5 protein-coding genes are annotated in these 5,044 nt (G+C 66.9%); all 5 read left to right on the top strand.

Translation table 11 applies throughout. The features are described 5' to 3' along the window. Positions 1-1,333: tetratricopeptide repeat protein (locus H926_RS34375; protein ID WP_371256209.1), on the top strand; the 1,333-nt coding region annotated here is incomplete at its 5' end. Further along, entirely contained in the window at positions 1,222-2,376 is a 1,155-nt protein-coding gene (locus H926_RS30625) for a cellulose synthase subunit BcsC-related outer membrane protein (RefSeq protein WP_022674486.1), read from the top strand. The genes H926_RS34375 and H926_RS30625, both read left to right, overlap by 112 nt. Further along, complete coding sequence (gene bcsD / locus H926_RS0100130; protein WP_022674485.1) at positions 2,376-2,840, top strand: cellulose biosynthesis protein BcsD; 465 nt, start codon at positions 2,376-2,378, stop codon at positions 2,838-2,840. Before H926_RS30625 ends, bcsD begins: the two co-directional genes overlap by 1 nt. After that, the gene (locus H926_RS0100125; protein ID WP_022674484.1) at positions 2,830-3,882 is read left to right on the top strand and encodes a glycosyl hydrolase family 8; all 1,053 of its coding nucleotides are present in this window, start codon (positions 2,830-2,832) and stop codon (positions 3,880-3,882) included. Before bcsD ends, H926_RS0100125 begins: the two co-directional genes overlap by 11 nt. A gap of 152 nt (positions 3,883-4,034) precedes the next feature. After that, complete coding sequence (locus H926_RS0100120; protein ID WP_022674483.1) at positions 4,035-4,922, top strand: TIGR00730 family Rossman fold protein; 888 nt, start codon at positions 4,035-4,037, stop codon at positions 4,920-4,922. Positions 4,923-5,044: the final 122 nt, after the last annotated feature.

Below are 5,044 nucleotides of genomic sequence, written 5' to 3'. Positions count from 1 at the left end.
GGCGGCGCTGCGCCAGCTGGGCGCGATCAAGACGCTGCCCGCCGCACGCCGCGCCGCGATTGCCAGCGCGCTCTATGACCTGGGCGATGGCGTGGGCGCCGGGCAATATGCCCAGGCGGCGATGAGCGGCGATATCGCCGATCTCGACGGCTATGACGCGGTGGTGCGCGTGTTGGCCAAGACCGGTCGCGACGACCTGGCCCGTGCGGCCCTGCAAAAGGCGGCGGCGCTGGGCAATACTTCGCCCGAAGGCCAGCGCACGCTGGCGCGCATGTCGGCCGGGCTGGCAGTGGGCCAGGCCGATCGCCTGCGCCTCAATGGCCAGTTTGCCCAGGCGTTTGACGTGCTGCGCGGCGCCTGGGGTGCTGCGCCCGACAACCTGGAAATCATGGCGGCGCTGGCCCGGCTCTATCAATCGGGCGGCATGGCCGCGCGCGCGGCGCAGACCTTTCAGATCGTGCTGACGCGTGACGGGCGCAACCGCGATGCCCTGCTCGGCCTGGCGCAGACCGCCCAGGCCGCCGGCGACAAGGAACTGTCGCAAAGCGCGGCTAATCGCGCGTTGCAGGCCTTCCCGCAGGATTACCAGGTGCGCATGACCCTGGCCCAGGTGGCCCAGGCGCGCGGCGATCGCAGCGCGGCGGTGCGCCTGCTCAAGGAAGCGCGCGCGCTCTATTCGCGGCAAAGCGGCAGCAACGGCATCGATGCCTTTGGTGGCAATCCTTTTGCCGCCGATCCGATGGGCGTGGGCACGGGCAATCCGTTCCGCGATCAGCCGGCGATGCAGGCCCAGCCGCAGATCAATCCCTTTGCCCTGGGCAGCGGCACGCGCCTGCCCAGCGCGCAGATGGTGCCGATGAACAACGGCTTCGGCGCGCCCCCGGCCTATGCCGCACCCGCCAGCTATGCTGCGCCCCATCCTATGGCAACACGCCCGCCTATGCCACGCCGGTGGCGCAGAACGGTGGCTCGGTCATGGATGGTGCGGGTGGTGGTTATGCCACGCCGGCCGCCCAGAATTCCTATCAGGCCCAGAATTCCTACCCGGCCCAGAACACCTATCCGTCGCAACCGGCCTATCCGGCGCAGGGCACTTATGGCGCGCTGCCAAGCCCGGCCTTTGGCGGGCAGGGCTTTGGCACGGCGCCCGCGCCTGCCGGCTCCTCGCCGTTCGGTGATGCGGCCGCGCCACTGGCGGGCGGTGGCCCGGTCGATCCGGTCATGGCCAAGATTTCGGGCGATATCGCTTCGCTCACCCGCGAAAGCGGGCCGCGGGTCGATCTTGGCACCTCGTATCGCGAGCGCAAGGGCGAGACCGGGCTTTCGCAATTGAGCGACCTGCGCGGCTCTGCCGAGATTTCCACCGGGCTCGCCGGTGGGCGCGTGCATGCCCGCGCCGAAGCGGTGGTGCTCGATTCCGGCCGACCGACCGGATCGGGCTTGGCGCGCTTTGGCACCAATGCCACGATCGAGGCGCAGGCCATCGTGGCGCAAAAAGCCTCTGCCCTGGTCCAGGCCGATACCCAGCACCGTTCGGGCGTGGGGCTGAGCGTGGGCTATGACAGCAGTGTGGTTCATGCCGATGTCGGCACGACGCCGCTGGGCATGGGCAAGACGCAGGTCTCGTTCCACGCTGGCGTCACGCCGGGCCTGGGCAATGGCGTGCAGGCGCAGGCCTGGGTGGAACGCCGCCCGGTAACCGACAGCGTGATCGCCTATGCCGGCACGCGCGATCCGGTCACGGGGCAGACCTGGGGCCATGTCATGCGGCTGGGCGGCGGCGCCGGACTGTCGGTCGATCGCAACGGCAGCGGCGCCTACGGCACGGTTGCCTACAACCGCTACAACGGCATCAACGTGCGCAAGAACCATGGCGTGGAAGCCAACGTGGGCGGCTATCTGCGGGTCTATCGCACCGAGCATTCGTCGCTGACCAGCGGGATCAACGTCAACTACCAGTCGTACGACAACCCGCAGAACTACTTCACCTATGGCCACGGTGGCTATTTCAGCCCGCAAAGCTTCCTCTCGGTCAGCTTTCCGGTGCGCTATGCCCTGGACAAGGACCAACTGGCCGTGCGTGCCGCGGTTACCCCTGGCTATCAGAGCTATAACCAGAAAGACGCCGCGCTCTATCCCACCAACGATCCGCTGCAGGCCCAGCTCAACGCGCTCAAGGCCCAGGATAGCGACGTGCGCGCGCGGTATGACAGCCTCAGCAAGACCGGCTTCGCGCTCTCGGCCGAAGGATCGGTCTATTACCAGATCAGCCCGTCGACCCGCATCGGGGGCGAGGCCAGTTACAATACCTTTGGCAGCTATGACGAGCTTCGCTCGACCATCGGCATCCGCCAGAGTTTGGGAGCGACCAAATAATGTTTGAGGACCCGAAGACACCGCGCGTGTCCAGCGCGTTCCGAGCTTCGCCACCGGCCGGTGCCAGCTTTCTGGTGGCCATGATCGCGCGCGAGCTATCGAGCGCGGCGACCGAAGAGCAGAGCCATGGCTTCTATGCCGCGGTGGGCAAGCGGATCGCCGCGGTGGTGCCGCTCGATGACGTGGAAGACCTGGGCACGATGACCACGCGCATCAATGCGCTGTGGGCCACGCTGGGCTGGGGCAGCGCCGTGGTGACGGTGGAAGACAGCGCCATCGTGGTGCGCCAGGACGGCCTCTATCCCGAAACCGAGGCCGAGATCGCCGAGCCGTGGAAAGCACTGCTGCCGCCCTTGATGGAGGGCACCTATGATACCTGGTTCCGCATGATGGGCAGCAGCATTGCCCTGACGACCACGGCCGAATGGAAGGGACATACGCTTGCAATCAGACATGGCCGCTGATCGGATGAAGCGCCCGGCCGGCGCCGGGCAGAGTGAAGGAATTGATCGGCGCGGGTTCGGGTTCGGGTTGCTGGTGGCACTGACCGCCGCCTGCGCCCCGGGGCGACAGAGCAAGGCCATGGCCAGCAACGGCGATTGGGAAACGTTCAAGGCCCGCTTTCTCGATCCCTCGGGCCGGATCGTCGATCCGCAGAACGGCGGGATCAGCCACAGCGAAGGGCAAAGCTATGGCTTGGTCCTGGCCCTGGAGGCCGGCGACCGTGCCACGTTCGAGCTGATCGCGGACTGGACCAACGACAACCTGCTGCGCAGCGACGTGGCCCTGCACGCGTGGCGGTACGATCCGTCAAATCCTGACCACGTGCCCGATCGCAACAACGCGGCCGATGGCGATATCATGATCGCCTGGGCGTTGCAGCGCGCCGGGCAGCGCTGGGGCGTGGGGGAATGGCGCACGCGCTCTGCCGCGATCCGCGCCGCCATCCGCCAGCGCCTGGTCGTCGACCGCTTTGGCATGAAGCTGCTGTTGCCCGGACTGGAAGGCTTCCAGGCCAATGGGCGCGTCATCGTCAATCCATCCTATTTCATCTGGCCTGCCTTCACGAGCTTTGCCGAATGGGATGGGCCGGGCGTGTGGCAGGCGCTGGCCGATGATGCCACGGCGATCGTGTCGCAGGCGCGCTTTGGCCAATATGGCCTGCCAGCCGACTGGGTGGAGGTGGCCGGCCCGGGCCGCTTTGCCCCGGCCCCCGGCCACGATCCGCGCTTTGGCTTTGACGCCATCCGCGTGCCGCTGTTCGCGCTTGCCGGCCATCGCGCCAGCCTGGTCCAGCCGGTGGCCAATTTCTGGCGGCAATGCCTGGCGCAGGGGCAGCCGATCCCGGCGTGGATCGATCTCAATACCGGGGAGCGCGCCTCGTTTGCCGTGTCGAACGGCGGCGCGGCAATCGCCAGCAAGCTGATCGGCACGCGCCCGCCGCTGGGCCTGGCACCGGAATACTTTGGCGCGGCGCTGCAGATGCTGGTGGGCGCGCTGACCTGAACCAGGCGGCCTTGGGGGCTGGCCTGGCCGCCCCCACCCTGGTTTGCCAGAACATGGTTTGCCCGAACGTGGTTTCCAGGGGCCCAAGCAACCCACCGAAACAAACGCGGATGGGCTTGCCAACCACGCCGCGCACGCCCACTTTGCGGCAAATGACCGAAGAAGAAATCAACAACCAGCTCGTCAATCGTAAGTTCTACAAGGCCGAGCAGGAAGCCGGGTTCGCGCAAAGCCACCCCAAGACCACCCCCCAGCAGCAGGACCCGGCCTATCGCCTCGCGTTTGGCGATACCGACTTCCTGTTGCGCGAGGAACTGCGCCCGGTGCGCTTTCAGCTGGAACTGCTCAAGGCAGAAATGCTGCTGGAAGAGGCCGATATCGGCTCTACCCTGGTGATCTACGGCTCCGCCCGCATTCCCGCGCCCGAAGCGGTCGATGCCGCGCTGGCGACGGCCACCACGCCCGAACGCAAGGCCGTGGTCGAGCGGCTGGCCAGCAAGGCCAAGTATTATGAAGAGGCGCGCAAGCTGGCGCGCTACGCTTCGACCTGCGGCGTCGTGGAAGAAGGCAAGCGCCAGTTCGTGGTCTGCTCGGGCGGGGGCCCGTCGATCATGGAAGCGGCCAACCGCGGCGCGGTGGACGTGGGGGCGGATTCGATCGGCCTCAACATCGTGCTGCCGCACGAACAGGCGCCCAACCCCTATGTGACGCCGCACCTCTCGTTCCAGTTCCACTATTTCGCGCTGCGCAAGATGCACTTCCTGATGCGTGCGCGCGCCGTGGCGGTGTTCCCCGGCGGCTTTGGCACGTTCGATGAATTCTTCGAACTGCTTACCCTCATCCAGACCGGCAAGATGAAGCCGATTCCCGTGCTGCTGTTCGGGGCTGATTACTGGAACAAGGTGATCAACTTCCGCGCCATTGCCGAGGAAGGCGTGATCAACTTCGAGGATCTCGACCTGTTCAAGCCGGTGGAAACCGCCGAGGAAGCCTGGAACGAGATCGTCAAGTTCTACGACCTCGACTGCGGTTGCGAGTAACCTAAATCCGCACCGCGTGATGGCCCATCGGGCCGTGCCCGGCGCCAAGCCCGGGTGCGGCCAGCAGCGCCGCGCGGACAAAGGCGCGGGCGCGGTCCACCGCCTGTTCCAGGCTGGCCCCG

Origin of the sequence: Novosphingobium sp. B-7 (assembly GCF_000410615.1) — a bacterium.
Classification (GTDB): domain Bacteria; phylum Pseudomonadota; class Alphaproteobacteria; order Sphingomonadales; family Sphingomonadaceae; genus Novosphingobium; species Novosphingobium capsulatum.
Note: the sequence above shows the minus strand (reverse complement) of the source record. Positions and strands in the feature narration are given on the sequence as shown.